We start from the raw sequence: 25,462 nt of genomic DNA, 5'->3' as shown, positions 1-25,462 counted from the left end.
GCCGCCGGGCCCGCGCCCGGTCCGGGGCTGCGGGAGGTCACAATGGGCCCATGCCCTCCGCACTTCCCGACGGCGAACCGGTACCGCACGACGGCTCGCTGCCCGCCTCCGCGACGGCCGACGCCGCGGACCGTCCGCTCGGCTTCTACCTGCACGTGCCGTACTGCGCCTCGCGCTGCGGGTACTGCGACTTCAACACCTACACGGCAGGTGAGCTGCGTGGCGCGGGCGGTGTCCTGGCCTCCCGCGAGGACTACGCGGACACCCTCGCGCAGGAGGTCCGGCTGGCGCGGAAGGTGCTCGGGGACGATCCGCGCCCCGTGCGGACCGTGTTCGTGGGGGGTGGTACCCCCACACTGCTCCCGCCGGAGGACCTCGGCCGGATGCTGGCCGCCGTGCGCGAGGAGTTCTCCCTGGCCGACGACGCGGAGATCACCACGGAGGCCAACCCCGAGTCGGTCGACGCCCGCTACCTCGCCGAGCTGCGGGAGGCGGGCTTCAACCGGGTGTCGTTCGGCATGCAGAGCGCCCGGGCCCACGTGCTGCGCGTCCTGGACCGCAGCCACACCCCCGGACGCCCCGAACAGTGCGTCGCCGACGCGCGGAGGGCCGGGTTCGACCACGTCAACCTCGACCTGATCTACGGCACGCCGGGGGAGAGCGACGACGACTGGCGTGCCTCCCTGGAGGCGGCGCTCGCCGCCGCGCCGGATCACGTCTCCGCGTACGCCCTGATCGTCGAGGAGGGCACGCAGCTCGCACGGCGGATCCGCCGCGGCGAGGTGCCCATGACCGACGACGACGCGCACGCGGACCGCTACCTGATCGCCGACGAGATGCTCGCCGCCGCGGGCTTCCACTGGTACGAGGTGTCCAACTGGGCCCTCTCGGACGCGGCGCGCTGCCGGCACAACGAGCTGTACTGGACGGGCGCCGACTGGTGGGGCGCCGGACCCGGCGCGCACAGCCACGTCGCGGGCGTGCGCTGGTGGAACGTGAAGCACCCCGCCGCCTACGCCCGGGCGCTGGACGCCTCGCGGTCGCCCGGTGCGGGCCGCGAGGTCCTCTCCGCCGAGGACCGGCGCGTCGAGCGGGTCCTGCTGGAGCTGCGGCTGGTCCAGGGCTGTCCGCTGGACGTGCTCACGCCGGCCGGGCGCGCGGCCGCCCGGCGGGCGCTGGACCAGGGGCTGCTCCGCCCGGAGCCGTTCGGTGAGGGTCGCGCGGCCCTCACCCTCCGCGGGCGTCTGCTGGCCGACGCGGTCGTCCGGGACCTCGTCGACTGACGGGTGCCGGTCAGCGGCCGGGAGGGCCTCCCGTCGGGCCGCCCACGGTCACGTGGTCGATGAGGTGTTCCACCGGGCCCAGCAGGCCGGGTTCCAGGTCGCGGTAGGAGTGCACGGAGCGCAGAATCCGCTGCCAGGCGGCGCCGGTGTTCCGCGGCCATCCCAGGGCCTCGCAGACGCCGGTCTTCCAGTCCTGGCCGTGCGGCACCCGGGGCCACGACGGAATGCCGACGGCGGCCGGTTTGACGGCCTCCCAGATGTCCACGAACGGGTGGCCGACCACGAGTACGAGGTCCTCGCCCCGGGTCGCGGCGACCTCCGCGGCGATTCGCGACTCCTTCGACCCCGGCACCAGGTGGTCGACCAGGACACCCAGTCGGGCGTCGGGCGTGGGCCCGAACGCGTCCACGACCGCCGGAAGGTCGTCGACACCCTCGAGGTACTCGACGACGACGCCCTCGATCCGCAGGTCGTCGCCCCACACCTTCTCCACCAGCTCCGCGTCGTGGCGCCCCTCGACGTACAGGCGTCCGGCGCGCGCGACCCGGGCGCGGGCACCGGGCACCGCGACCGAGCCCGACGGTGTGCGGCGCGGAGCCGCCGGGGCGGCGCTTGCGGGGCGCACCAGCGTGACGATCCGTCCCTCCAGGAGGAACCCCCGCGGCTCCATCGGGAAGACACGGTGCGCCCCGAAGCGGTCCTCCAGCGTCACCGCGTTCCCTCCGGAGGTCTTCTCGCAGTCGATCACCGCCCCGCAGAAGCCGGTCGTCACCTCCTCCACCACGAGGTCCCGTTCGGCGGGCACCTCGGGGACGGGAGCGGCGCGGCGCTTCCAGGGCGGGGTCAGGTCGGGGTCGTACCGGCGGCTGCGCATCCGCCCATTGTGTCCGGACGCGTCAGGCGGAGGCGAAGCGACGGGCCAGACCGTCGCGTTGGGCGCGGAGGAACGCGGCGTCCACGACGGCGCCGTGGCCGGGGACGTACCGGGCGTCCTCGCCGCCGAGAGCCAGCAGCCGGTCCACGGCGGCGGGCCACTGCCCAGGCTGCGCGTCGTCCCCCGCCTGCGGCGGTCCCGACTCCTCGACCAGATCGCCGCAGAACACCACCGGGGGAGCGCCCGGGGCCCCTCCGGGCACCAGGACGGCCAGATCGTGCCCGGTGTGGCCCGGGCCGGCGTTGACCAGTACGGCACGGCGGTCGCCGCCCAGCGCGAGGGTCATCTCGCCGCTGACCGGGTGTTCCGGGAGGACCAGCGCGTCGGCTGCCTGGGCCGCCGTGTCCGCCGCCAGGCCGTGCCGACGGGCGTCGTGCCGGAGGGACTCGCGGCCGCCGCGCAGAACACGGTCCAGACCCACCGCGCCGTACACCTGGACTCCGGCGAAGGCCGCTGTGCCCAGCACGTGGTCGAAGTGGCCGTGGGTGAGCGCGACCCTGGTCACGGGCCTCCCGAACAGCTCCCGCAGCGATGCGCGGAGCGCCGCCCCCTCGGCGAGGGAGGATCCGGTGTCGATCACCAGCACGCCGTCGGGACCGGCCACCGCCCCGGCCGTCGCGTCCCACCGGGGCAGCCGGGTGCGCACCACGCCCGGTGCGAGCTCTTCCCACATGCCGTCCATGCCGCGACGCTACCGGTACGCAGACCGTGTCGCCCCTCCGCGGTGCGTGCCCGCGGTCCCGGGTGTGGACGCCCTTGCTCTGGGCATGGCATCCCGCCGTACACTTGGCTGCGAAACGCTGGCACTCGTCCCACGAGAGTGCCAGGCGAGCGGAGGCCGGACAGCCGGACACGGCCCGACGGGAGGTGCGCACGTGCTCAGTGAACGCAGGCTCGAGGTGCTGCGTGCCATCGTCCAGGACTACGTCGGCACCGAGGAGCCGGTCGGCTCCAAGGCGCTCACGGAGCGCCACAATCTCAAGGTGTCGCCGGCCACCGTCCGCAACGACATGTCGGCCCTGGAGGACGAGGGGTACATCGCCCAGCCGCACACCAGTGCCGGCAGGATCCCCACCGACAAGGGGTACCGGCTGTTCGTCGACAAGCTGGCCGGTGTCAAGCCGATGTCCTCGCCGGAGCGACGCGCCATCCACAACTTCCTGGAGGGCGCCGTCGACCTGGACGACGTCGTGGGGCGCACGGTCCGGCTGCTGGCGCAGCTCACCCGGCAGGTGGCCGTCGTCCAGTATCCGTCGCTGACCCGGTCGACAGTGCGCCACGTCGAACTGCTGGCGCTGGCACCGGCCCGGCTCATGCTGGTGCTCATCACCGACACCGGACGCGTCGAGCAGCGCCTGGTCGACTGTCCCACCCCGATCGGCGAGACCACCGTCGCCGATCTGAGGGCCCGGCTGAACGGCCGTGCGGCCGGGCAGCGCTTCACCGACGTGCCGCGTCTGGTCCAGGACCTTCCGGAGGGCTTCGACGCGGACGACCGGGGAACCGTCTCGGCGGTGCTCGCCACCCTGCTGGAGACGCTGGTCGAGGAGACCGAGGAACGCCTGATGATCGGCGGAACCGCCAACCTCACGCGCTTCGGCCACGACTTCCCGCTCACCATCCGCCCCGTCCTGGAGGCGCTGGAGGAGCAGGTCGTACTGCTGAAGCTGCTCGGCGAGGCCACGGATTCCGGCATGACGGTGCGAATCGGTCATGAGAATGCTCACGAGGGCCTGAGTTCCACGTCGGTGGTTTCAGTCGGTTACGGTTCGGGCGACGAGGCGGTCGCCAAGCTCGGCGTGGTGGGGCCGACCCGCATGGACTACCCCGGAACGATGGGAGCGGTACGCGCAGTGGCACGTTACGTCGGACAGATCCTCGCGGAGAGTTAAGTGGCGACCGACTACTACTCCGTCCTGGGCGTGGAGCGCGACGCCTCGCAGGACGAGATCAAGAAGGCCTTCCGCAGGCTGGCGCGCGAACTGCACCCGGACGTCAATCCGGACCCGAAGACGCAGGACCGCTTCAAGGAGATCAACACCGCCTACGAGGTGCTCTCCGACCCGCAGAAGAAGCAGGTCTACGACCTGGGCGGCGACCCGGCCGGACCGGGCGGCGGCGCGGGAGCGGGCGCCGGCTTCGGCGGCGCGGGCTTCGGCAACTTCTCCGACATCATGGACGCGTTCTTCGGAACCGCCTCGCAGCGCGGGCCCCGCTCGCGCACGCGCCGCGGCCAGGACGCGATGATCCGGCTGGACGTCGAACTGCACGAGGCGGCGTTCGGGACGACCAAGGAGATCCAGGTCGACACCGCGACCGTGTGCGGCACCTGCTCCGGCGAGGGCGCCGCGCCGGGCACCTCCGCGCAGACCTGCGACATGTGCCGCGGCCGCGGCGAGGTCTCGCAGGTCACCCGCTCCTTCCTGGGGCAGGTCATGACCTCCCGGCCCTGCCCGCAGTGCCAGGGATTCGGCACCGTCGTGCCGACGCCCTGCCAGGACTGCGCCGGCGACGGCCGCGTACGGTCGCGGCGCACCCTCACCGTCAAGATCCCCGCGGGTGTCGACAACGGCACCCGGATCCAGCTGGCCGGCGAGGGCGAGGTCGGGCCCGGCGGCGGCCCGGCGGGCGACCTCTACGTCGAGATCCACGAGACCCCGCACCCGGTCTTCCAGCGCCGCGGCGACGACCTGCACTGCACCGTCACCATCCCCATGACGGCCGCGGCCCTGGGCACCAAGGTGCCGCTGGAGACGCTGGACGGCATGGAGGACATCGACATCCGCCCGGGCACGCAGTCCGGCCAGTCCGTCCCGCTCCACGAGCGCGGCGTCACCCACCTGCGCGGCAACGGCCGCGGCCAGCTGATCGTGCACGTCGAGGTGACCACGCCGACCAAGCTCGACCACGAGCAGGAGGAGCTGCTGCGGCAGCTCTCGCGCCTGCGCGGCGAGGAGCGGCCCCAGGGGCAGTTCCAGCCCGGTCAGCAGGGGCTCTTCCACCGCCTCAAGGACGCGTTCAACGGCCGCTGACGCCTCTCCCCCCGGGGTGGGCCCCCGCCCGCCGGCGGTCCACCCCGGAGAGCTCCCACGGCCCCCGCCCGGACTGCTCCCGGGGCATGGCAGGATGACGCCATGTCCTCCGCGCAGTCCCCGCTCTCCGACCTCGTCGAGCATCCGATCGTGCAGGCCCCGATGGCGGGCGGCACGTCCGGTCCCGAGCTCGCCGCGGCCGTCAGCAACGCCGGTGCGCTCGGCTCCCTCGCCGCCGGCTACAAGACGCCGGAGGCCGTGTACGAGGAGATCCGGCACCTGCGGATGCTGACCGAGCGGCCGTTCGGCGTGAACGTCTTCCTGCCGCAGCCGCCTCCTGCTGCCGGTACCGATGCAGTCGGGAGCTACCGGGAGCGGCTCGCCGGCGAGGCGAGGCGTTACGCCGCCGAGCTCGGCGACACCGACCGCGGCTCCGACGACGCCTACGACGCCAAGATCGCCGTGCTTCTCGAGGCGCGCGTGCCGCTGGTCTCCTTCACCTTCGGGTGCCCCGACCCCCGGGTGCTGCGGGCGTTCGCCGACGCGGGCACGCGGACCGTCGTCACCGTCACCTCCGTCGAGGAGGCTTTGGACGCGCAGCACAACGGTGCCTTCGCCGTGTGCGTGCAGGGAGTGGAGGCCGGCGGCCACCGCAGCACCTATCAGGACCGTCCGGAGCGGGACGGGGAGGGCACCGGCCTGCTGCCGCTGCTCGCCGAGGTGGGCGACGCCGTCCGGATCCCCATGATCGCCGCGGGCGGGCTGATGCGCGGCAGCCAGATCGCCGGCGTGCTCGCCGCGGGCGCCGTCGCCGCGCAACTCGGCACCGCTTTCCTGGTGTGCCCGGAGTCCGGAGCGCACCCCGAGCACAAGCGTGCCGTGACCGACCCGCTGTTCTCCCACACCGAACCGACCCGGGCGTTCTCCGGACGCTCCGCGCGGGGTCTGGTCAACCGGTTCGTCCGCGAGCACGGGCCGCACGCGCCCGCGGCCTACCCCCAGGTCCACTACCTGACGGCTGGGCTGCGCAAGGCCGCCGCCCGGGCCGGCGACCCGCAGGGCATGGCCCTGTGGGCCGGTCAGGGACATCGGCTGGCCCGAGCCCTGCCCGCTGCCCGGCTCGTGGACACCCTGGTCGAGGAGCTCACCGCCGCCCGTGCCGCACGGAGCGTGGCGTGACCGCGCCCGTCTTCCTGCTCGACCGGCCGGACGATCCGCCGCTGACCGGCCCGGGAAGCGTCGTCCTGACCGGACCGGAGGGCCGCCACGCGGTGTCCGTCCGCCGGATGCGCGTCGGCGAGGAGATCGTCCTCACCGACGGCGCGGGCACCGCCGCGTACGGCACGGTCGCCCATCCGGAGGGGAAGGACCGGCTCGAGGTCACCGTGACCCGGGTCCGCACCGAACCGGAACCCCGCCCCCGCATCACGGTCGTGCAGGCCCTCCCCAAGGGCGACCGCGGGGAGTTGGCCGTCGAGACCATGACCGAGACCGGCGTCGACGCGATCGTGCCGTGGCGCGCCTCCCGCTGCATCACGCAGTGGCGCGGCGACCGCGGCGCCAAGTCGCTGGCCAAGTGGCGGGCGACCGCACGCGAAGCGGCCAAGCAGTCCCGCCGGCTGCGCGTCCCCCACATCGCCGAACCCGCCACCACCGGGCACCTCGCGACGCTGCTGTCCCGGGCGGACTTCGCGGCCGTGCTCCACGAGGAGGGCGCCGCCCCGCTGGCCGGGGCACACCTCCCCGAGGCCGGCGAACTGGTCCTGGTCGTCGGCCCCGAGGGCGGCGTCTCCCCGGAGGAACTGCGGACGTTCGCCGAGGCCGGGGCACGTCCCCACCGCCTGGGCCCGACCGTGCTGCGCACCTCCACCGCGGGTACGGCCGCGCTCGCGCTCCTCCTGAGCCGCACCGGTCGCTGGGCCTAGCTCCGCCTCCCCGCGCATGCCCGCACCGCCGTCGCTGCCCGCAGCGGCGGGGCGGAAGCGTCCGCCGAGTCCGCGCCTCCGCACGCGATAGCATCCGCTGCGTACACCGACATCTCACAGCGGAGGCGCCACCGTGGCGGGAGAACCCCAGGACGACTGCCTGTTCTGCAAGATCGTCGCAGGCGAGGTCCCCGCGACCGTCGTCCGTGACACGGAGACGACGCTGGCCTTCCGGGACATCAACCCGCAGGCCCCCACCCACATCCTCGTGATCCCCAAGGCGCACCACAGCGACGCGGCGTCGCTCGCCGCCGAGGCGCCGCAGCTCGCCGCCGACGTGCTGCGCGAGGCGGGCGCGGTCGCCGAGGGCGAAGGCATCGCCGTCGCCGAGGGCGGGCCGGGCACCGGCTACCGCGTCGTCTTCAACACCGGGACCGGAGCGGGCCAGACCGTCTTCCACGCCCACGCCCACGTCCTCGGCGGGCGGGGCCTCAACTGGCCTCCCGGCTGAGCCGCGCTCCGGTAGGGTTCCCCGTGTCGGTACGCGAACTCGTCGTCCTCGGCACCGCCAGCCAGGTGCCGACCCGTCACCGCAACCACAACGGCTACCTGCTGCGTTGGGACGGTGAGGGCCTGCTGTTCGACCCCGGCGAGGGCACACAGCGGCAGATGGTGCACGCCGGGGTGGCGGCCCACGACATCCACCGGATCTGCCTCACGCACTTCCACGGGGACCACGCGCTGGGCCTCCCCGGGGTGGTGCAGCGCCTCAACCTCGACCGGGTTCCGCATCCGGTCACCGCCCACTACCCCGCCTCCGGCGCCGACTTCTTCGCACGGATGCGGTACGCCACCGCCTACCGCGAGACCGTACGGCTGCACGAGGAGCCGATCCCGCCGGCGCCGGAGTCCGTCCTTCGCGAGAGTGCCGGGTACACCCTCACCAGCCACCGGCTGTCCCATCCCGTGGAGGCGCACGGCTACCGGCTCGTCGAGCCGGACGGCCGCCGCATGCTTCCCGAACGGCTGCGGGAGCGGGGCATCGCCGGTCCCGACGTGGGACGGCTGCAACGGGAGGGCACGTGGCGCGGTGTCACCCTGGACGAGGTGAGTGTCCCGCGGCGGGGACAGCGTTTCGCCTTCGTCATGGACACCCGGCTCTGCGACGGCGTGTACGCGCTCGCGGCAGGCTGCGACATGCTCGTCATCGAGGCGACCTTCCTCGACGAGGACATCTCCCTGGCCGAGGAGTACGGGCACCTGACCGCCGGTCAGGCCGGTCGGGTCGCGGCCGACTCGGGCGTGCGGCACCTGGTGCTCACGCACTTCAGCCAGCGGTATCCCGATGCCGGGGAGTTCACCCGCCAGGCCCGCGCTGCGGGCTTCACCGGCACCCTCACCACGGCCTCCGACCTGGACCGGGTACGGCTTCCCCGACGCCGCCCGTAGCGGAGGGCGGGAGCGGCATCCGGCGCCGGGCGTGTGCTCAGAACCCCAGGCGGCGCAGCTGCTTGGGATCCCGCTGCCAGTCCCGGGCGACCTTCACGTGCAGATCCAGGTAGACGGGTGTGCCCAGCAGTGCCTCGATGTGTTTGCGCGAGGCCGTCCCGACGTCCTTGAGGCGGCGCCCCTTCGGGCCGATGACGATGCCCTTCTGACTGGTGCGCTCGATGAAGATGTTGGCGTGGACGTCCAGCAGCGGCCGGTCCGCGGGCCGTCCCTCCCGGGGCAGCATCTCCTCGACCACCACCGCGATCGAATGCGGCAGTTCGTCCCGCACGCCCTCCAGGGCGGCCTCGCGGATGAGTTCGGCCACCATGACCTGCTCGGGTTCGTCGGTCAGGTCGCCGTCCGGGTAGAGCGCCGGACCTTCCGGAAGGAGCGGTACCAGCAGGTCCGCGAGCAGGCCGACCTGCCGGTCGCCGGTGGCCGAGACGGGGACGATCTCCGCCCATTCGACGCCCAGCTCCTTGCCGAGCCGGTCCACCGCGACGAGCTGCTCGGCGAGTGCCCGGGAGTCCACCAGGTCCGTCTTCGTCACCACCGCGACCTTGGGGGTGCGCTTCAGCGCCGCCAGCTCGCCGGCGATGAAGCGGTCTCCGGGGCCGATCTTCTGGTCCGCGGGGAGGCAGAAGCCGATGACGTCGACCTCGGCCCAGGTGGTGCGCACCACGTCGTTGAGGCGTTCGCCCAGCAGGGTCCGCGGCTTGTGGAGGCCGGGAGTGTCGACCAGGACGAGCTGCGCGTCGGGGCGGTGGACGATGCCGCGGACGGTGTGCCGGGTGGTCTGCGGACGGTTGGAGGTGATCGCGACCTTCGTGCCCACCAGGGCGTTGGTCAGCGTGGACTTGCCGGCGTTGGGCCTGCCGACGAAGCACGCGAAACCGGAACGGTGCGCGGCGCCGGCCGCCGCGTCGGAGGAGGGGGAAGGAGCGTCCATGCCCGCCATTGTCCCCGATGGCACGGCGTGCCCCGACCACCGCCCGGTGCCGCCGGGCTCGGGTTGCCGGGGCGCCGGGGCCTCAGCCGGCCTGCACGGTGCTGCGCAGCTCCCCGTCCGGGCCGGCAAGCAGCACCGGCGTCCCGGTTCCTCCCAGGTCCCGCACGGCGGCCAGGTCCTCGTCCGTGACCTGCTCGGACTCCGACACGACGGCGGCCGCCTCGAGGCCCTTCGCCCCGGAGGCGACGGCCATCGCGACCGCGGTGCGCAGCGCGCTCAGCGGAAGCGAGGGCAGCTCCACGGAACCGGCGACGTAGGTGCGCCCGGTCTCGTCGCGCACCGCCGCACCCTCCGGCACGCCGTTGCGGGCCCGAGCGGAGCGGGCCAGCGTCACGATCTTGCGGTCTTCGGGGTCCATCGCCTGCTCGGTCATGGGGGAGAGCATAGGCGTCCCGCCGACCGCTTCCGAGAGCGCCCCGGTGTCTTTCAGGCAGGGTGGCGATCGCGGTCGGCGGGGAACTCCTGGTCGGCGGGAGCGGCCTCGCGCACCGGCTCGACCAGCACCGTGGTGATCCGGTTCCGGCGTCCGGCGGGGGCCTCCGCGGTCAGGCGCAGGGCGCTGAGCGTCGGGTCCGAGTGGTCCTCGGAGAGGTCCACGGTCGTGGTGGCACCGGCGATCGGCACCCTGCCGAGGTTCTTCGCCAGCAGCCCGCCGACGGTCTCCACGTCCTCGTCGTCCCAGTCGACCAGGTCGTACAGCTCGCCCAGGTCGCCCAGGTCGAGGCGCGCGGTGACGCGGAAGCGGCCCTGTCCGAGATCCTCGACCGGGGCTTGTTCCTTGTCGTACTCGTCCGTGATCTCGCCGACGATCTCCTCGAGGATGTCCTCGATCGTCACCACGCCGGCCGTGCCGCCGTACTCGTCGACGACGACGGCCACGTGGATGCGGTCGCGCTGCATCTCGCGCAGCAGGTCTCCCGCGTTCTTGGTGTCCGGTACGAAGGCCGCGGGGCGCATGGCCGTGGTGACCAGTTCGTTCTCGTTCTCCCGGTTGATGTGGGACTTCCGCGCCAGGTCCTTGAGGTAGACGATGCCCAGCACGTCGTCCTCGCTCTCGCCGACCACCGGGATGCGGGAGAAGCCCGAGCGCAGCGCGAGGGTCAGGCCCTGGCGGACCGTCTTGAACCGCTCGATGGTGATCAGGTCGGTGCGGGGCACCATCACCTCGCGCACGAGCGTGTCGCCGAGTTCGAAGACGGAGTGCACCATCTTCCGCTCCTCGGCCTCGATGAGCGACTCCTGCTCGGCGAGGTCGACCAGCGCCCGCAGCTCCGCCTCGCTCGCGAACGGGCCCTTGCGGAATCCCCTGCCGGGTGTGAGGGCGTTGCCGAGCAGGATCAGCAGCTGCGGCAGCGGGCCGAGCACCCGCGCCAGCGGCACGAGCACGTAGCTGGCGGCGGTGGCGGTGTTGAGCGGGTGCTGCCGGCCGATCGTGCGGGGAGAGACGCCCACCGCCACGTACGAGACCAGCACCATCACCGCGAACGCGACGAGCAGCGCCTGCCAGGGATCGTCGAAACTGCGCAGGCAGGCGTAGGCGACGAGGACTCCCGCGGCCACCTCGCTCGCCACGCGGACCAGCAGCGCGAGGTTGAGGTAGCGGGTCGGGTCGGCGGCGACGAGCCCGAGCTTCGCGGCGCCCTTGCGCCCCGAGCGCACGGCCTCCTCGGCGCGGAAACTCGTGGTGCGGGCCAGGCCGGCCTCCGCGCAGGCCGCGAGCCACGCGACGACGACAAGCGCGCCCGCCCCCAGGACCAGTTGCGCGGTCATGACGTCATCGTGGGGGCGGGCGACGGTCCCGTGAGGCCGCGCTCGGCGCGCCACCCGTCCACGATGGCCGCCTGCAGGCCGAACATCTCGGTGCGCTCGCCCGGTTCCTCGTGGTCGTACCCCAGCAGGTGCAGCACGCCGTGGACGGTCAGGAGCTGAAGCTCCTCGTCCATGGAGTGCTGCGTCGCCGCCTCGGCGCCCTGCTTCGCCGCCACGTCGGGGCAGAGGACGATGTCCCCCAGGAGGCCCTGCGGCGGGTCCTCGTCCTCACGTGTGGGCGGCCGCAGTTCGTCCATGGGGAAGGACATCACATCGGTGGGGCCGGGGAGGTCCATCCACTGGAGGTGCAACTGCTCCATGGCGTCGTTGTCGACCGCGATCAGGGACAGTTCCGCCAGCGGATGGATGCGCATGCGGGTCAGGGCGTAGCGGGCGATGTCGTGCAGCGACTGTTCGTCGAGCGTGCGCCCGGACTCGTTGTTGACGTCGATGGACATGTGTGGTGCTCAGCGTTTCCCGTTGCCTCGGGCGCGGTCGTGCGCGCGGTCCCTGCTGCCCTTGCGCCGCGCGGACGCGTCCTGCGCGGCGGTGCCGTTCTCGGTGCCGTTCTGCTCGTCGTAGCGGTCGTAGGCGTCGACGATACGGCCGACGAGTTTGTGCCGGACCACGTCGGTGCTCGTGAGGAAGGAGAAGTGCACGTCCTCCACGCCCTCGAGGATGTCCCGCACCTGCCGCAGCCCGCTCTTCGTCCCGCCCGGCAGGTCGACCTGTGTGATGTCGCCCGTGACGACCACCTTGGAGTCGAAGCCGAGCCGGGTGAGGAACATCTTCATCTGTTCGGGGTTCGTGTTCTGCGCCTCGTCCAGGATGATGAAGGCGTCATTCAGCGTCCGCCCGCGCATGTAGGCCAGTGGCGCGACCTCGATGGTGCCGGCGGCCATCAGGCGGGGGATGGAGTCCGGGTCGAGCATGTCGTGCAGCGCGTCGTACAGCGGGCGCAGGTACGGGTCGATCTTCTCGTAGAGCGTGCCGGGCAGGAACCCGAGTCGCTCGCCCGCCTCGACGGCGGGACGCGTCAGGATGATGCGGTTGACCTGCTTGGACTGGAGAGCCTGCACCGCCTTCGCCATGGCCAGGTAGGTCTTGCCCGTCCCGGCCGGGCCGATGCCGAAGACGACGGTGTGCTGGTCGATGGCGTCGACGTACCGCTTCTGGTTGAGCGTCTTGGGCCGGATGGTGCGGCCGCGGTTGGACAGGATGTTCTGCGTCAGGACCTCGGCGGGGGCGGAGTGCCCGCCGTCCCCCTCGCCCGCCTCGGCCTTGCGGAGCATGGAGATGGTGCGTTCCACCGCGTCCTCGGTCATCGGCTGCCCGGTGCGGAGCACCAGCATCATCTCGTCGAACAGACGCTGCAGCAGGGCGACGTCCTCGGGAGCGCCGGTGGCCGTGATCTCGTTCCCGCGGACATGGATGTCGGTGCGGGGGAACGCCTCCTCGATCACGCGCAGCAGGGAGTCGCCGGAGCCGAGCACGGTCACCATCGGGTGCTTGGACGGCACGCTGAAACGGGCGGTGTCCTGGTTCGTGGTTGTCTGCGTCATGGGCGGCCTCTGGGGCCTGCTCATCCCTCTCCGTGCTGCGACTACTGGTGCCTCCAGAATACGCCGAGCCGCTGACGCGCCCCGAGCCCTTTTCCCGCTCCGGTCGCACTCGCGGCGTGCGGCGGGCCGGACCCTCTCTCAGGCCTCGCGGAAGCCGAGCGTCGGTACGGCGCGCAGCCGCGGCCCGGGGCGCCCGCAGCGCGGCAGCAGCGCGTCGAGGAAGGCGAACCGGCGGAGGTCCTCCGGGCCCTGCCCGGCCGTCTCCGAGCCGTGCCGCACCCGCTCGTACCACGCTCCGACCTCCGCCCAGCCCGGTGCGGACAGCGAGCCGCCGAACTCCTGCACCGACAGCGCGGACGTCAGCCCCGCGAACGCCAGCCGGTCCGGCAGCGGCCACCCCGCGAGCGTGCCGGTGACGAAACCCGCGGTGAACACGTCGCCGGCGCCCGTGGTGTCCAGCGCGTCCACCGCGATGGCAGGAACCTGTGCGGTCTCGCCGGTTCGGCCGTCCGCCGCGCACGCGCCGTCGGCTCCCATCGTGACCACGGCCAGCGGAACCCGTTCCGCGAGCACCCGCGCGGCCCGCAGCGGGCAGTCGGTGCGCGTGTAGCGCATGGCCTCTGCCGCGTTCGGCAGGAACACCTCGCACCGCTCGAGCCCGGGCAGCGCTGCCAGGTCCCAGCGTCCGCTGTCGTCCCAGCCGACCCCGGCGAACACCAGGCTGCCGCGGTCGGCGGCCGTCGCCACCCACTCCTGCGGCTCCCCCGGCTCCAGCGACGCCACGCAGGCACGTGCCGGGGGAGGGCACTCCCGGTCGCCCTCCAGCGCCGGGTCGCGCGGCGGCGCCACGTGGCCGTGCGAGACCATCGTGCGCTCCCCCTCGTACGCCATGGACACGGTCACGGGTGAGTGCCAGCCCCGCACCGTGTGCGACATGGACAGATCGATGCCCTCGCCGCGTTCCAGGGAGTCGCGACAGTAGTCGCCGTACATGTCGTCCCCGAAGGCGGCCGCCAGCGATGTGCGCAGTCCGAGCCGCGCGAGGGCCGTGGCCATGTTCGCCACCCCTCCCGGGCTGGAGCCCATGCCCCGGGCCCAGGACTCCGTGCCGCGTACCGGCGCGGCGTCCAGTCCGGTGAAGACGATGTCCAGGAACACCGTCCCCGTCAGGTACACGTCGCAGTCCGGGTCGTGGGGCGTCCGCAGCGCCGCGAGCGGGTCCAGTCGCTCGCCGGGCGCGTCCCCCGGCCGCTCGCCGCTCACCCGCCCGGAGCCGACCCCTTCCCCGGCCCGGCGGTCGTCACCGTTCCTGCCTGCCGTCCTGCCCGTGCCCACCGTGTTCTCCTCGCGCTTTCGCCCGCCCGTTCGCCCTGCCCGGGCCGTTCCGCGCCGCCTCGCCCCGTCCCGTGTCCCGCGCGGGCCGCGCCGCCGCGTCGTGCGGTACGTTCCGCAGCATGCGGCTGACGATTCTCGGCGGAGGCGGTTTCCGCGTACCTCTGGTGTACCGCGCCCTGCTCGCCCGGGCACGCCGGGACGCTCCGGTGCGTTGCACCGAACTGGTGCTGCACGACACGGACGCCACCCGCGCTCGCGTGATCGCCTCCGTTCTCGCCGCCCAGGCCCGGGACGTGCCGGGGGCGCCTCCGGTGCGCGTGGAGCCCGATCTCGACGACGCCCTGCGCGGCACCGACTTCGTCTTCTCCGCAGTACGTGTCGGCGGAACCGGGGGCCGGGTGCGCGACGAGCAGGTGCCGCTCGCCGAAGGGGTGCTGGGACAGGAGACGGTCGGCGCCGGGGGCGTCCTCTACGCGCTGCGCACCGTGCCGTTCGCGCTGCACGTCGCCGAGCGCGTCCGCGAGGTCGCACCGCACGCCTGGGTCGTCAACTTCACCAACCCCGCGGGCATCGTCACGGAAGCCATGGGACGCGTCCTCGGCGACCGCGTCATCGGCATCTGCGACTCCCCGGTCGGTCTGGTGCGCCGCGCCGCCCGGGCGGCCGGTGCCGATCCCGCGCAGGTGCGCGGCGACTACCTGGGGCTCAACCACCTCGGCTGGCTGCGCTCCCTCACCGGCCCCGACGGCCGCGACCTGCTGCCCGGCCTCCTCGCGGACGACGCGGCACTCGGCTCCTTCGAAGAGGGGCGCCTGTTCGGCCCGGACTGGTTGCGGGCCCTGGGGAGCATCCCCAACGAGTACCTGCACTACTACTACTTCCGGCGCGAGACGCTGGCGGCCGTGCGCGCGGCCCCGGAGACCCGGGGCGCCTTCCTGGACCGGCGCCAGCGGGCCTTCTACGACGCCGCGGCCGGTGCCCCGGAGCGTGCGCGGGAGTTGTGGGAACGCACGCGGCGGGAGCGGGAGGAGACCTATCTCGCCGAGAGCCGCGAGGCCGCAGGCGGCGGGCAGCGTGACAGCTGCGACCTGGAGGGCGGCGGGTACGAGGAGGTCGCGCTCGCACTGATGGAAGCGCTCGCGAGCGGGACCCGCGCCGAACTCGTCCTCGACGTCCCCGGTGCCGGCCTGGTGCCCGCGCTGCCCGCGGACGCCGTGGTGGAGGCGGTCTGCGAGGTCGATGCCCGGGGGGCGCGGCCGCTCCCGTGCGCCGCTCCCGGTGCGGCCGAACTCGGCCTGATGCTCCAGGTCAAGGCCGTGGAACGCGCCGCGATCGAGGCGGCCCTGACGGGTTCGCGCGCCGCGGCACTGCGTGCGCTCGCCCTGCACCCCCTGGTCGACTCCCCGGCGGTCGCCGCCCGCATCCTCGACCGCGCCTGACGGGCACCGGCGGCCCCCCGGGGGCGCCCGTCAGGCTCCCTCCTGCAGAACCCGGACGATCAGGCTCCGCTGCGCCTCGCTGAGCCGCGGGTCGGCGCAGTACGCGACCTCCCCGTCCGCCTCGATCTCGTAGTGGAATCCGTCCGGCACACCCGTGGGCCGCTCGGCACGGTGCCCGTCGGCCAGCGCCTGCTCGGCGAGCGGCACGAGGTCCTCCGCGCCGGCGCGGGAAGCGGTGTCCACCGAGGCGCGGCGGGTCAGGCCGCCGAAGCCTCCCGTCCGGGTGACGGTGATGCGCATGGGTCTCCTTCGTCGTCGGCGGTTCAGGAGCTGCGCACGGCCCCGCGGTTGCCGGGGCGCGCGGACTCGGCACCTTCCCGCACCGCGACGCCGACGTCCGTCCAGGCCTGGAGCAGCGCCTTGCTCACCGCTCCGCGGCCGTGACGGGCCTCCGCCGCCGCCACGGTGGCGCCGGCGAACTCGGCGAACCCGGCGTCCGGGCTCAGTGCGTCGGACGTCAGTGTGTCGTACCAGACCTGCCCGGCCCGTTCCCACGCGTGGCCGCCGAGCGCCACGGCGAACCGGTGGAACGCCCGGTTCGGGATACCGGAGTTGATGTGCACCCCGCCGTTGTCGTCGGGGGTGTGCACGAAATCGTCCATGTGTCCCGGCTGCGGGTCGCTGCCCAGGACGTCGTCGTCGTACGCTGTGCCGGGGGCGCTCAGCGAGCGCAGGGCGCGTCCCCGCACCTGCGGGGTGAAGAGGCCGGCGCCGATCAGCCAGTCGGCCTCGCCCGCGGTCTGGCCCAGCTCGTGCTGCTTGACCAGGGAACCGAACACGTCGGACACGGACTCGTTGAGGGCACCGGACTGTCCGCGGTACTGCAGGTTCGCGGTGTACTGCGTGACGCCGTGCGCGAGTTCGTGGCCGATCACGTCCACCGCGAGAGTGAAATCGCGGAACACCTCGCCGTCGCCGTCGCCGAACACCATGCGGCCCCCGTCCCAGAACGCGTTGGCGTACTGTTCGCCGTAGTGCACGCTGGCGTCCAGCGGCATGCCCGAACCGTCGACGGAGCTCCGGCCGAAGGCGGAGCGGTAGAGCGCGATGGTCGCCCCGAGGCCTGCGTACGCGCGGTTGACCGAGGCGTCGGCCACCGCGTCCTCGCCCTCGGAACGCACCCGCTTCCCCGGCAGGGCGTCTCCGCCCTGCGCGTCGTACACCGTGCGCCGGGTCTCCGCCGTGGGGTCCGGTCGCTCCGGCAGGGGCTGCGCGGGGATCGCCCGGGCGGCCTGATGGCGCCTTCCGCGCTGCGCGGCGTCCCGCGCCCGGGTGCGGGCGGCGGGCACGGAGAGCCGGGGATCGTCGGACGCGGCGAGCCGGTCCAGGAGGTGCGGCGGCACGATGCCGCGGCACCCCGGGGCAGCAGGGGAGCAGGATGCGGAGTGAGAGTCCATGACCGCTCAATGTGGCACTCTGTCACGGTCCTGTCACCGGATGCTGTCGGTATTTAGCGAGAAGGGGGCATCGGCGCGCGCGCCGCTGCCGCTGCGGGTCCGCATGGTGATACGTGGCCCCGCGCGGCCACGGTCTCGGTTACGGTGGCCCGACCATGCGATACGGGCTGCTTCTCCTTAGCCGCCGCGGCGAGGGTCTGTAAGTCTCACGACCGACCCCCTCCCCGCGGAGTCCGGTGCTGCACCGTCGGTCCCCGAAGCACTCAGCCAAGGAGCCCCGCGCGTCATGACCTCCTCCGAATCCCGGTCCGTGCGTCCCGCCACCCCCATCACCGCGGCCACCGTGCGCCAGCGGCCCTCGGGGATGCCCCACCACCGCTACGGGCGGTACAAGGCCGTCGACATCCCCGACCGCACCTGGCCGGACAACCGCATCACCGCTGCGCCGCGGTGGCTGTCCACCGACCTGCGGGACGGCAACCAGGCACTGATCGATCCGATGTCCCCGGCGCGCAAGCGGGAGATGTTCGACCTGCTGGTGTCGATGGGCTACAAGGAGATCGAGGTCGGCTTCCCCGCCTCGGGGCAGACCGACTTCGACTTCGTCCGCTCGATCATCGAGGAGGACGTCGTCCCCGAGGACGTGACGATCTCCGTCCTCACGCAGGCCCGCGAGGAGCTGATCGAGCGCACCGTCGAGTCGCTGCGCGGCGCCCACCGGGCCACCGTCCACCTGTACAACGCAACCGCCCCCACCTTCCGGCGGGTCGTCTTCCGGGGCTCCCGCGAGCAGGTCCGGCAGATCGCCGTCGACGGTACGCGCCTGGTGACGGAGTACGCGGAGAAGATCCTCGACGGGGACACCGTCTTCGGCTACCAGTACAGCCCGGAGATCTTCACCGACACCGAGCTGGACTTCGCCCTCGAGGTCTGCGAGAGCGTCATGGACGTCTGGCAGCCCGAGGAGGGCCGCGAGATCATCCTGAACCTGCCCGCCACCGTGGAGCGCTCCACCCCCTCCACACACGCGGACCGCTTCGAGTGGATGTCGCGGAACCTGTCGCGGCGCGAGTACGTCTGCCTGTCCGCCCACCCCCACAACGACCGCGGAACGGCGGTCGCCGCCGCCGAACTGGCCGTCATGGCCGGTGCGGACCGCGTCGAGGGCTGCCTGTTCGGGCAGGGGGAACGCACCGGCAACGTCGACCTGGTGACGCTGGGCATGAACCTGTTCTCCCAGGGCGTCGATCCGCAGATCGACTTCTCGCGCATCGACGAGATCAAGCGGACCGCGGAGTACTGCAACCAGATGGAGGTGCACGCCCGCCACCCCTACGCCGGCGACCTCGTGTACACCTCCTTCTCCGGCTCCCACCAGGACGCCATCAAGAAGGGCTTCGAGGACATGGAGGCCCGCGCGGAGGCGGCGGGCGTGCGCGTGGAGGACATCGACTGGGAGGTTCCCTACCTCCCCATCGACCCCAAGGACGTGGGACGCTCCTACGAGGCCGTCATCCGGGTCAACTCGCAGTCCGGCAAGGGCGGGATCGCCTACGTCCTGAAGAACGACCACAGCCTGTCGCTGCCGCGGCGGATGCAGGTCGAGTTCTCCAGGATCATCCAGGCCCGGACGGACACCGGGGGCGGGGAGGTCACGCCGGCCGAGATCTGGGCCGTCTTCCAGGACGAGTACCTGCCCGCATCCGGCTGGGGCCGCATCGCCCTGCACGGTGTGCAGACCGCCACGTCGAGCGAGCACCCGGACAGCGAGGCCACGGAACTGACCGTCGAGGCCACGGTCGACGGTCGGGGGACCTTCCTGACCGGAACGGGGAACGGCCCACTGGCCGCGTTCTTCGACGCGCTGCAGGCCGTCGACGTGGACGTACGGCTGCTGGACTACGTCGAACACACCATGAGCGAGGGCGCGGGCTCCCAGGCCGCCGCGTACATCGAGTGCGCCATCGGCGACAAGGTGCTCTGGGGCGTCGGCATCGACGCGAACATCGTCCGCGCCTCGCTGCAGGCCGTGGTCTCCGCCGTCAACCGCGCCTTCCGCGCCTGAGCACACCGCACCGTTCGCCGCTGCCGTGCCGCCGCGCGGGAGGCGCGGCCGCACGGCAGCGGCGGCGGTCAGGCGGTGCCGGAGGACAGGCCGGCCCGCTGCAGGACGGAGCGGGCCTCCTCCGCGTGCCCGTCCCGTGCGATGACGTCGTAGCGCGAGGCCGCCAGCGAGCGGGTGGAGGAGAAGTCCCGCGTGCCGCCGGTCGCCGCGTGGCCGACGAAGCCGAAGACGGCGCCCCACACGGCGCCGATCAGCAGGCCGCCGAGGATCAGTCCGAGCCAGGTCGGTCCCGGCGTGAACAGGCCCACCAGCAGGCCGATGAACAGCCCGAACCACGCGCCGGTCGCCGCGCCGCCCGCCGCTGCCCGGCCCTTGGTCAGACGTCCGGTCACATGCTCGACGAGCCGCAGGTCGGACCCGACGATGTCGAGGTGTTCCACGGGGAAGTGCTCGTCGGACAGTGTGTCGACGGCGGCCTGCGCCTTGTCGTAGGAGTCGTAGCTCGCCACGGTGTTCCAGGCGTCGCTGACCGGGTTCCTGGGTTCTGGATCGATCGAGGACATGCCGGGCCCTTCCTCCGGAGGGAACCATCCGGCCGCCGGGTATCCCGACCGGGCCGTTTCACCCGCTCACTCCGCAGGGCCGGGCCCGGGGGCCGGCAGGCGCCGCATCCGCGGTCCGGTCAGCCCCGCGCCCGCGCCGTCGTCCGCAGCGCGCCCGCCTCGCGGACGGAGTGGGCCGTCCGGCGGGCCTCCCGCATGTCCGCGAGGTTCTTGGTCTCCGGCCCGAAAGCGCTCGCGAGGCGCTCCCTGCGGCGCTCCCTGCGCACGGTCGTGGCCATGAGCAGGGCTATCAGGGCGACTGCCCCGCCCACCGTCATCATCAACGTCGTCATGTGCGATCTCCCCTCGGACACGGTTCGCGGAGGTCGCCGTGCGGCCGGCGCCCTCTCTCGGATGCTGTCGTCCGGGGACCGGTGGAGGTGCCACTGCGCCCGGGCCGGAGCGGGTGACATCGGATGCGGCAGCGGGCCGCGGTTCCCGGTGTCCGGTAGCCGGCCGGGACGGAACGTCACCACCGGCGGTCCCCACGGATCAGGACGTCCAGCACGTGATCATTACCACGGCCGGGCCGGTCGGCGACAGCGTCTGACCTGAGCTTTCCCGCTCTGAAGCTCCGTCAAAGCTCCTACGGCCCCCGCGACGCGGGTCGAGTCGACTTCGTGACCGGGCCGATGCCCGCGCGTTGCCGTCCGTCGACCGGCCCGCCGGCCGTCCACCGCCCGCGACGACGAAACGCACCGCGACAGCCGTGCAGGTGGGGGCGAGGGCGACTGCCGCCGGGTGCACCGGTCCGCTGTGAGGGGGCTGACGGGGATCGGTGGATGTGGTTAACATCACCCGACCCGGCAGCGTTGCCGAAGTGTGAGGGAGGTGCGGTGTTGCGTTCCCGTGTCCGGCGCAGCCGCTCGGTGTCCGGTCCGCGCCTCGCGGGTGTGCGCACGGCGTGGCGCACGCTCGACGACGGTGAGTTCTTCTGCTCCGGCTGCGGCGGTGACCGCAGCTACCGGCTGCGGACGGGCCGTCGTCGCTTCACCGTCCTGGGGGTGCCGCTGGTGCCCCGCGGCGAGGTGGCGCCCGTCGTCGAGTGCGCCGCCTGCCGCAGGCGGCACGACCCGGCCGTGCTCGAACGGCTCACCACGCACCGGCTGGCCGGCATGCTGCGGGACGCCGTCCACACCGTGGCCGTCGCGATGCTCGAGGCGGGCGGCTCCGGCTCGGCCGCGACGCGCCGGGCGGCCGTGGCCGCCGTGCACGCCGCCGGCTACCCGGAGTGCACCGAGGAGGGCGTCCTCGCGCGGCTTGTCGGCCTGCACACCGGCCCGCTGCACCATGTCCGGGCGGACGATCCGGCGCAGGACCCCGGCGCAGGTCTGTCGGCCGCGCACCAGGAGGTGTGCGAGGCCCTGGAACCGCTCGGCCCGCACCTGGAGCGCCCGGGCCGTGAGGCGCTGCTGCTGGAGGGCGCGGCGATCGCCCTCGCCGACGGCCCGTACGAGGCCGCGGAGCGCGAGATGCTGGACGCCGTGGGGAACGCCCTGGCGCTGCACCCGGAGGAGACCGAGCGTCTGCTGGCGGCCGCGCGCACTCCGTCCTGATCGGTTCCGGGCCCGGTGGCCCGCGGACCTCCGCGCGTGCGGGAGAATGCCGTCATGAGTCTGTTCCGCGACGACGGCATCGTGCTGCGCACCCAGAAGCTGGGTGAGGCGGACCGGATCATCACGCTCCTCACGCGGAACCACGGCCGTGTCCGCGCCGTGGCCCGCGGGGTCCGCCGCACCAAGTCCAAGTTCGGTGCCCGGCTCGAACCGTTCAGCCACGTCGACGTGCAGTTCTTCGCCCGTGGCGGCGAACTCGTCGGGCGCGGCCTGCCGTTGTGCACGCAGACCGAGACCATCGCCCCCCACGGCAGCGGCATCGTCGGCGACTACGACCGCTACACCGCCGGTACCGCCATGCTGGAGACCGCGGAACGATTCACCGACCACGAGGGCGAGCCGGCCGTGCAGCAGTACCTGCTGCTCGTCGGCGGGCTGCGCACCCTGGCGGGCGGGGAGCACGCACCCGGGCTCGTCCTCGACGCCTTCCTGCTGCGCTCCCTCGCCGTGAACGGCTACGCGCCGAGCTTCGAGGACTGCGCCAAGTGCGGCATCCACGGCCCCAACCGCTTCTTCTCGGTCGCCGCGGGTGGCACGGTGTGCGCCGACTGCCGGGTGCCGGGCAGCGTGGTGCCCTCGCCCGAGGCGGTCGGGCTGCTGGGCGCGCTGCTCACCGGCGACTGGCGGACCGCGGACGCCGCCGAGGCCCGGCACGTGCGGGAGGGCAGCGGGCTGGTCTCCGCGTACCTGCACTGGCACCTTGAGCGCGGGCTGCGTTCGCTGCGCTACGTGCGCTGAGCGGGTGGCCGGAGCGTTCCGTGCGGTGGGCTAGGCTCGCGGCGTACACGTCCCGCACGCGGTTCCCCGAACGAACGTCCCGCACGACCCGATGGAGCTGAGTCACCCATGGCCCGTCGCGGAATGCTGTCCCGGCAGCGTCGCTCCTCCGCCGACTACGCGGTCCCCGAGCCGCACCCATCCGGCGCCAGGCCGCCGCAGATCCCCGCCGAGCTGGTGCCGAACCACGTGGCGGTCGTGATGGACGGCAACGGCCGCTGGGCGAAGGAGAGGGGCCTGCCGAGGACCGAGGGCCACAAGGTCGGCGAGGGCGTCGTGCTGGACGTCCTCAAGGGCTGCCTGGAGATGGGCGTCAAGAATCTCTCGCTCTACGCCTTCTCCACCGAGAACTGGAAGCGCTCGCCCGAAGAGGTCCGCTTCCTGATGAACTTCAACCGGGACGTGATCCGCCGGCGCCGCGACGAGATGGACGCGCTGGGCATCCGCATCCGCTGGGTGGGCCGGATGCCGAAGCTGTGGAAGTCCGTGGTGCAGGAGTTGCAGGTCGCGCAGGAGCAGACCGAGGACAACGACGCCATGACGCTGTACTTCTGCGTCAACTACGGCGGGCGTGCGGAGATCGCCGACGCGGCCAGGGCGGTGGCGGAGGAGGTCGCGGCAGGACGTCTCGACCCGGGCAAGGTCAACGAGAAGACGTTCGCCAAGTACCTCTACTACCGGGACATGCCGGACGTGGACCTGTTCCTCCGGCCCTCGGGCGAGCAGCGCACCTCCAACTACCTGATATGGCAGACGGCCTACGCGGAGATGGTGTTCCAGGACGTGCTCTGGCCGGACTTCGACCGCCGCAACCTGTGGGACGCCTGTGTGGAGTACGCCCGCCGCGACCGCCGCTTCGGGGGCGTCGCGGTGAACGAGACGCGGTCCGCCGGCCCCGGACGGGCGTAGCGCGACCGCGCCGCGCGCCGGGGCGCGCCCGGGTTCAGTCCTTGGCGCAGCCGCCGCAGGTGCCGAAGATCTCGACGGTGTGGCCGACGTCCACGAACCCGTGCTCGGCCGCGACCGCGTCGGCCCACCGCTCCACGGCGGGGCCCTCGACCTCCACGGCCTTGCCGCAGTGCCGGCACACCAGGTGGTGGTGGTGATCGTCGCTGTGGCAGCGACGGTAGACGGCCTCGCCTTCCGCCGTGCGCAGCACGTCGACCTCCCCGGCGTCGGCGAGCGACTGGAGGGTGCGGTAGACGGTGGTCAGGCCGACCGAGTCGCCCCGGTGCCGGAGCATGTCGTGCAGCTCCTGAGCGCTGCGGAACTCCTCGACCTCCGCCAGCGCCGCCGCTACCGCTGCGCGCTGCCGGGTCGATCGTCCGCGGACGGGGGGTCCTGCGCTCGCCACCGTTGCCTCCTCCATGTGTTCGGGCTGCCGTGCGGGCCTGCGGGCCGGCTGGCCATTGTGCCAGCCGGAACCGTCCCCGCCGCGGCATCGGGTCTCACCCGGTGCCCGTCGAGGCGCTCTCTGCTTCCAGGGTGCCCGAGGGACGGCCTTCCGTGTCGCGTGCCGCCCGGCGGCGTGTCAGGGGCGCCGCCGCGACGGCGGCCAGTCCGAACAGCGCGATGGCCAGCAGCACGGTCCCCGCCCCGGCCGGGACCGACGCGTAGTACGAGGTCACGGTGCCGGAGAGCGTCACGAGGACGCCGATGGTCACGGCCAGGCCGAGGGTGGCCGCGAAGCCTCGCGCGACCTGCTGGGCGGTGGCGACCGGCACCACCATGAGTGCGCTGACGAGCAGCAGCCCGACGACCTGCATCGCCACCGTGACGGTGACGGCGGCGGTCACCGCGAGCAGCAGGTTCAACAGGCGCACGGGCAGGCCGGTGACTTTCGCGAACTCTTCGTCCTGGCAGACGGCGAAGAGCTGCCGGCGGAGTCCGAAGGCAACCAGGAGCACGAACAGGGCGAGGACGGCGATGGTCGTGACATCGCTGTCGGAGACCGTCGTGATGGAGCCGAAGAGGTAGGTGAGGAGGCTGGAGTTGGACTCGCCGGGTGTGAGGTTGATGAGCATGATGCCGCCGGCCATGCCGCCGTAGAAGAGCAGTGCCAGGGCGACGTCGCCACGCGTCCTGCCGTAGGAGCGGATGAGTTCCATGCCGACGGCGCCCAGCGCCGCGACGATCACCGCCATCCACACCGGGCTGGTGGAGAGCAGGAAGCCGAGCGAGACACCGGTGAGGGCGATGTGCCCGATGCCGTCGCCCATGACGGCCTGGCGCCGCTGGACGAGGTAGATGCCGACGGCGGGTGCGACGACTCCCACCAGGAGTGCCGCGACGAGTGCGCGCTGCATGAAGTCGTAGCTGAGCATCTCGGTCATGGCAGCAGTCCGCTTTCCACGTCGAGGGCCGGTTCGGCCCGTGGGGTGTCCTGGGGGTGGCAGGCGGGGTCGTGCAGTCGGCCCGGGTCGTCGACGCGTTCCACGCGCCCGTCCGCCAGGACCACGGCGCGGTCGATGAGTGGCGCCAGCGGGCCGAGCTCGTGGAGCACCACCAGTACGGACGTGCCGCGGCCGACCTGTTCGCGGAGCGCTTCGGCCAGGACCTGCTGGCTCAGCAGGTCCACGCCTGCCAGCGGTTCGTCCATGATCAGCAGGTCGGGGTCCCCGGCGAGGGCACGGGCTATGAGGACGCGCTGGTGCTGTCCGCCGGACAGTGCCCCGACCGGGTCCTTCGCCCGGCCGGCCATGCCGACCACGTGCAGGGCGCGGGTCACCGCGGCCCGGTCGTCGCGGGTGAGCGGGCGGAAGCGGCGGTGTGCGAGCCGTCCGGCGGAGACCACTTCGCGGACGGTGGCCGGTACGCCGGCGGTGGCTGTGGAGCGCTGCGGGACGTAGCCGACGCGCCGCCAGTCGCGGAAGCGGCGCAGCGGCGTGCCGAAGAGTTCCAGCGTGCCGGAGGCGAGGGGGGTGCGGCCGAGCACGGTGCGGACGGTGGTCGACTTGCCGGAGCCGTTGGCTCCCAGCAGGGCGACGACCTCGCCGTGCCCGACGGACAGGTCGATACCGTGCAGTACGCGGCGTGCGCCGAGTTCCGCGGTGGCGTCGTGGAGGGCGATGGCGGGTTCCGGCTGCGGCATGGTGTCTCCTTCGCGGTGCCGGACGGGGCGTGGGC

Annotated in this window: 27 protein-coding genes; 12 read left to right on the top strand and 15 right to left on the bottom strand. The window is 73.0% G+C overall.

The features are described from left to right. Positions 1-50: 50 nt before the first annotated feature. On the top strand, positions 51-1,283 hold the full coding sequence (hemW, locus tag ACL06G_RS09830; protein ID WP_412835739.1) for a radical SAM family heme chaperone HemW: 1,233 nt from the start codon (positions 51-53) through the stop codon (positions 1,281-1,283). A gap of 10 nt (positions 1,284-1,293) precedes the next feature. On the opposite strand, the gene ACL06G_RS09825 is transcribed toward hemW, so the two are convergent. Then, positions 1,294-2,157, bottom strand: a complete 864-nt coding sequence (locus ACL06G_RS09825; protein WP_412785938.1) for a DUF3097 domain-containing protein — start codon at positions 2,155-2,157, stop codon at positions 1,294-1,296. A gap of 22 nt (positions 2,158-2,179) precedes the next feature. Continuing rightward, positions 2,180-2,899: an MBL fold metallo-hydrolase gene (locus tag ACL06G_RS09820; RefSeq protein ID WP_412785939.1), complete on the bottom strand. Its 720-nt coding sequence runs from the start codon at positions 2,897-2,899 to the stop codon at positions 2,180-2,182. Positions 2,900-3,092: 193 nt separating this feature from the next. Between ACL06G_RS09820 and hrcA the strand changes: the two genes are divergently transcribed. From hrcA to ACL06G_RS09790, 6 genes are all read left to right on the top strand, one after another. Then, a complete protein-coding gene (gene hrcA / locus ACL06G_RS09815) occupies positions 3,093-4,109 on the top strand; it encodes a heat-inducible transcriptional repressor HrcA (protein WP_412785940.1) in 1,017 nt (338 codons plus the stop codon). Further along, positions 4,110-5,249: a molecular chaperone DnaJ gene (dnaJ, locus tag ACL06G_RS09810; protein ID WP_412785941.1), complete on the top strand. Its 1,140-nt coding sequence runs from the start codon at positions 4,110-4,112 to the stop codon at positions 5,247-5,249. Positions 5,250-5,351: 102 nt separating this feature from the next. Beyond that, complete coding sequence (locus ACL06G_RS09805) at positions 5,352-6,428, top strand: nitronate monooxygenase (RefSeq protein WP_412785942.1); 1,077 nt, start codon at positions 5,352-5,354, stop codon at positions 6,426-6,428. Then, positions 6,425-7,174 carry a 16S rRNA (uracil(1498)-N(3))-methyltransferase gene (locus ACL06G_RS09800; protein ID WP_412785943.1) on the top strand — a complete coding sequence of 250 codons (750 nt, stop codon included), beginning with the start codon at positions 6,425-6,427 and terminating at the stop codon, positions 7,172-7,174. The genes ACL06G_RS09805 and ACL06G_RS09800 overlap by 4 nt, the downstream gene beginning before the upstream one ends. 133 nt (positions 7,175-7,307) lie before the next feature. Beyond that, positions 7,308-7,685, top strand: a complete 378-nt coding sequence (locus tag ACL06G_RS09795; protein WP_412785944.1) for a histidine triad nucleotide-binding protein — start codon at positions 7,308-7,310, stop codon at positions 7,683-7,685. A gap of 23 nt (positions 7,686-7,708) precedes the next feature. Next, a complete protein-coding gene (locus ACL06G_RS09790) occupies positions 7,709-8,623 on the top strand; it encodes a ribonuclease Z (RefSeq protein WP_412785945.1) in 915 nt (304 codons plus the stop codon). 37 nt (positions 8,624-8,660) lie between these two features. Here ACL06G_RS09790 and era read toward each other — a convergent pair whose 3' ends face one another. The 6 genes from era to ACL06G_RS09760 all read right to left on the bottom strand — a co-directional run bounded on the left by era (position 8,661) and on the right by ACL06G_RS09760 (position 14,308). Beyond that, entirely contained in the window at positions 8,661-9,614 is a 954-nt protein-coding gene (gene era / locus ACL06G_RS09785) for a GTPase Era (RefSeq protein WP_412785946.1), read from the bottom strand. 82 nt (positions 9,615-9,696) lie between these two features. Beyond that, entirely contained in the window at positions 9,697-10,047 is a 351-nt protein-coding gene (locus tag ACL06G_RS09780; RefSeq protein WP_503167825.1) for a cytidine deaminase-like protein, read from the bottom strand. 53 nt (positions 10,048-10,100) lie between these two features. Next, positions 10,101-11,444: a hemolysin family protein gene (locus ACL06G_RS09775; RefSeq protein ID WP_412785948.1), complete on the bottom strand. Its 1,344-nt coding sequence runs from the start codon at positions 11,442-11,444 to the stop codon at positions 10,101-10,103. Then, entirely contained in the window at positions 11,441-11,941 is a 501-nt protein-coding gene (gene ybeY, locus ACL06G_RS09770; RefSeq protein WP_412785949.1) for an rRNA maturation RNase YbeY, read from the bottom strand. Before ybeY ends, ACL06G_RS09775 begins: the two co-directional genes overlap by 4 nt. Before the next feature lie 9 nt (positions 11,942-11,950). Continuing rightward, the gene (locus ACL06G_RS09765) at positions 11,951-13,045 is read right to left on the bottom strand and encodes a PhoH family protein (protein WP_412785950.1); all 1,095 of its coding nucleotides are present in this window, start codon (positions 13,043-13,045) and stop codon (positions 11,951-11,953) included. A gap of 138 nt (positions 13,046-13,183) precedes the next feature. Further along, positions 13,184-14,308: a carbohydrate kinase family protein gene (locus ACL06G_RS09760; RefSeq protein WP_412785993.1), complete on the bottom strand. Its 1,125-nt coding sequence runs from the start codon at positions 14,306-14,308 to the stop codon at positions 13,184-13,186. Positions 14,309-14,499: 191 nt separating this feature from the next. On the opposite strand from ACL06G_RS09760, the gene ACL06G_RS09755 reads away from it, so the two are divergent. Beyond that, the gene (locus ACL06G_RS09755) at positions 14,500-15,819 is read left to right on the top strand and encodes a family 4 glycosyl hydrolase (protein WP_412785951.1); all 1,320 of its coding nucleotides are present in this window, start codon (positions 14,500-14,502) and stop codon (positions 15,817-15,819) included. A 30-nt stretch (positions 15,820-15,849) separates the two neighbouring features. Here the strand turns inward: ACL06G_RS09755 and ACL06G_RS09750 are convergent, their stop codons facing one another. Beyond that, positions 15,850-16,119: a protealysin inhibitor emfourin gene (locus ACL06G_RS09750; protein WP_412785952.1), complete on the bottom strand. Its 270-nt coding sequence runs from the start codon at positions 16,117-16,119 to the stop codon at positions 15,850-15,852. A gap of 23 nt (positions 16,120-16,142) precedes the next feature. Beyond that, positions 16,143-17,276 (bottom strand): M4 family metallopeptidase, encoded by a 1,134-nt coding sequence (locus ACL06G_RS09745; RefSeq protein WP_412785953.1) that lies wholly within the window; start codon positions 17,274-17,276, stop codon positions 16,143-16,145. A gap of 286 nt (positions 17,277-17,562) precedes the next feature. Here ACL06G_RS09745 and leuA point away from each other — a divergent pair, with 286 nt between their 5' ends. Beyond that, the gene (gene leuA, locus ACL06G_RS09740; RefSeq protein WP_412785954.1) at positions 17,563-19,341 is read left to right on the top strand and encodes a 2-isopropylmalate synthase; all 1,779 of its coding nucleotides are present in this window, start codon (positions 17,563-17,565) and stop codon (positions 19,339-19,341) included. Positions 19,342-19,409: 68 nt separating this feature from the next. On the opposite strand, the gene ACL06G_RS09735 is transcribed toward leuA, so the two are convergent. Together ACL06G_RS09735 and ACL06G_RS09730 are read right to left on the bottom strand one after the other, a co-directional pair. Beyond that, positions 19,410-19,904 carry a YflT domain-containing protein gene (locus ACL06G_RS09735; protein ID WP_412785955.1) on the bottom strand — a complete coding sequence of 165 codons (495 nt, stop codon included), beginning with the start codon at positions 19,902-19,904 and terminating at the stop codon, positions 19,410-19,412. A 119-nt stretch (positions 19,905-20,023) separates the two neighbouring features. Next, a complete protein-coding gene (locus ACL06G_RS09730; RefSeq protein ID WP_412785956.1) occupies positions 20,024-20,236 on the bottom strand; it encodes a hypothetical protein in 213 nt (70 codons plus the stop codon). A gap of 543 nt (positions 20,237-20,779) precedes the next feature. On the opposite strand from ACL06G_RS09730, the gene ACL06G_RS09725 reads away from it, so the two are divergent. The 3 genes from ACL06G_RS09725 to ACL06G_RS09715 all read left to right on the top strand — a co-directional run bounded on the left by ACL06G_RS09725 (position 20,780) and on the right by ACL06G_RS09715 (position 23,245). Continuing rightward, entirely contained in the window at positions 20,780-21,499 is a 720-nt protein-coding gene (locus ACL06G_RS09725) for a TerB family tellurite resistance protein (RefSeq protein WP_412785957.1), read from the top strand. A 54-nt stretch (positions 21,500-21,553) separates the two neighbouring features. Then, on the top strand, positions 21,554-22,297 hold the full coding sequence (gene recO, locus ACL06G_RS09720; RefSeq protein ID WP_412785958.1) for a DNA repair protein RecO: 744 nt from the start codon (positions 21,554-21,556) through the stop codon (positions 22,295-22,297). 108 nt (positions 22,298-22,405) lie between these two features. Continuing rightward, the gene (locus ACL06G_RS09715) at positions 22,406-23,245 is read left to right on the top strand and encodes an isoprenyl transferase (RefSeq protein WP_412785959.1); all 840 of its coding nucleotides are present in this window, start codon (positions 22,406-22,408) and stop codon (positions 23,243-23,245) included. 34 nt (positions 23,246-23,279) lie between these two features. Here ACL06G_RS09715 and ACL06G_RS09710 read toward each other — a convergent pair whose 3' ends face one another. From ACL06G_RS09710 to ACL06G_RS09700, 3 genes are all read right to left on the bottom strand, one after another. Continuing rightward, on the bottom strand, positions 23,280-23,690 hold the full coding sequence (locus ACL06G_RS09710; RefSeq protein ID WP_412785960.1) for a Fur family transcriptional regulator: 411 nt from the start codon (positions 23,688-23,690) through the stop codon (positions 23,280-23,282). Positions 23,691-23,784: 94 nt separating this feature from the next. Beyond that, on the bottom strand, positions 23,785-24,669 hold the full coding sequence (locus tag ACL06G_RS09705; RefSeq protein ID WP_412785961.1) for a metal ABC transporter permease: 885 nt from the start codon (positions 24,667-24,669) through the stop codon (positions 23,785-23,787). After that, positions 24,666-25,427, bottom strand: a complete 762-nt coding sequence (locus ACL06G_RS09700; RefSeq protein WP_412785962.1) for a metal ABC transporter ATP-binding protein — start codon at positions 25,425-25,427, stop codon at positions 24,666-24,668. The genes ACL06G_RS09705 and ACL06G_RS09700 overlap by 4 nt, the downstream gene beginning before the upstream one ends. Between the last annotated feature and the right edge of the window lie 35 nt (positions 25,428-25,462).

It is taken from the genome of Streptomyces callyspongiae (assembly GCF_047200695.1).
Taxonomy (GTDB): domain Bacteria; phylum Actinomycetota; class Actinomycetes; order Streptomycetales; family Streptomycetaceae; genus Streptomyces.
The sequence above is the reverse complement of the archived record's forward strand: the minus strand, read 5'-3'. Positions and strand labels throughout refer to the sequence as shown.

Excerpts from the sequence above, each read along its gene's own strand:
- hemW (WP_412835739.1), top strand. The coding sequence starts at position 51 with ATGCCCTCCGCACTTCCCGACGGCGAACCGGTACCGCACGACGGCTCG.
- ACL06G_RS09715 (WP_412785959.1), top strand. The coding sequence starts at position 22,406 with ATGGCCCGTCGCGGAATGCTGTCCCGGCAGCGTCGCTCCTCCGCCGAC.
- ACL06G_RS09730 (WP_412785956.1), bottom strand. The coding sequence starts at position 20,236 with ATGACGACGTTGATGATGACGGTGGGCGGGGCAGTCGCCCTGATAGCC.
- ACL06G_RS09825 (WP_412785938.1), bottom strand. The coding sequence starts at position 2,157 with ATGCGCAGCCGCCGGTACGACCCCGACCTGACCCCGCCCTGGAAGCGC.
- ACL06G_RS09705 (WP_412785961.1), bottom strand. The coding sequence starts at position 24,669 with ATGACCGAGATGCTCAGCTACGACTTCATGCAGCGCGCACTCGTCGCG.
- ACL06G_RS09735 (WP_412785955.1), bottom strand. The coding sequence starts at position 19,904 with ATGTCCTCGATCGATCCAGAACCCAGGAACCCGGTCAGCGACGCCTGG.
- ybeY (WP_412785949.1), bottom strand. The coding sequence starts at position 11,941 with ATGTCCATCGACGTCAACAACGAGTCCGGGCGCACGCTCGACGAACAG.
- recO (WP_412785958.1), top strand. The coding sequence starts at position 21,554 with ATGAGTCTGTTCCGCGACGACGGCATCGTGCTGCGCACCCAGAAGCTG.
- ACL06G_RS09700 (WP_412785962.1), bottom strand. The coding sequence starts at position 25,427 with ATGCCGCAGCCGGAACCCGCCATCGCCCTCCACGACGCCACCGCGGAA.
- ACL06G_RS09745 (WP_412785953.1), bottom strand. The coding sequence starts at position 17,276 with ATGGACTCTCACTCCGCATCCTGCTCCCCTGCTGCCCCGGGGTGCCGC.
- ACL06G_RS09805 (WP_412785942.1), top strand. The coding sequence starts at position 5,352 with ATGTCCTCCGCGCAGTCCCCGCTCTCCGACCTCGTCGAGCATCCGATC.
- ACL06G_RS09820 (WP_412785939.1), bottom strand. The coding sequence starts at position 2,899 with ATGGACGGCATGTGGGAAGAGCTCGCACCGGGCGTGGTGCGCACCCGG.
- ACL06G_RS09765 (WP_412785950.1), bottom strand. The coding sequence starts at position 13,045 with ATGACGCAGACAACCACGAACCAGGACACCGCCCGTTTCAGCGTGCCG.
- era (WP_412785946.1), bottom strand. The coding sequence starts at position 9,614 with ATGGACGCTCCTTCCCCCTCCTCCGACGCGGCGGCCGGCGCCGCGCAC.
- ACL06G_RS09780 (WP_503167825.1), bottom strand. The coding sequence starts at position 10,047 with ATGACCGAGCAGGCGATGGACCCCGAAGACCGCAAGATCGTGACGCTG.
- ACL06G_RS09750 (WP_412785952.1), bottom strand. The coding sequence starts at position 16,119 with ATGCGCATCACCGTCACCCGGACGGGAGGCTTCGGCGGCCTGACCCGC.
- ACL06G_RS09755 (WP_412785951.1), top strand. The coding sequence starts at position 14,500 with ATGCGGCTGACGATTCTCGGCGGAGGCGGTTTCCGCGTACCTCTGGTG.
- leuA (WP_412785954.1), top strand. The coding sequence starts at position 17,563 with ATGACCTCCTCCGAATCCCGGTCCGTGCGTCCCGCCACCCCCATCACC.
- ACL06G_RS09775 (WP_412785948.1), bottom strand. The coding sequence starts at position 11,444 with ATGACCGCGCAACTGGTCCTGGGGGCGGGCGCGCTTGTCGTCGTCGCG.